This window comes from Acidovorax sp. SRB_24 (assembly GCF_012931925.1).
In genome coordinates this window covers 1-341 of sequence record NZ_MWOM01000292.1, presented here as the reverse complement: position 1 = coordinate 341, position 341 = coordinate 1, and the positions used below count along the sequence as shown (strand labels likewise).

Genomic DNA, 341 nt, shown 5'->3' with positions numbered 1-341 from the left:
AGTCGCGCCCCCCTCAGCAATGAGGGGGGCGTTTCTGCTTTGGGGCGCGAAAGATCGCAGAAATCCAGCAGTTTGGGGCGCAGGAAATAAATATATAACTGCCTGAGAATAGGCGAGAAGCCACGCCAAATGGGTAGCCAGACTAGCGCGCTGCGCTGTCCGGGGGCAAAGCCGGGCCTGCTTCGGCATAGACAGCACCATCGACAAACACCTTGAGTTCCTGGTGCCCAAACGGCTGCCAGATTTCATTGCGGGTCAGTGGAGCGGTCACGATCACAGCCACCCGATCGGTCGGTGAGGTTTGCGTGGAAAAATCCACCCGCACGTCTTCATCGGCCAAG

At 58.4% G+C, this 341-nt stretch carries 1 protein-coding gene; it reads right to left on the bottom strand.

The window, feature by feature from the left end; all coding sequences use genetic code 11:
• Positions 1–142 precede the first annotated feature (142 nt).
• On the bottom strand, positions 143–341 hold a 199-nt coding region (locus tag B2J89_RS21990; protein WP_205763941.1), incomplete at its 5' end, for a class II glutamine amidotransferase.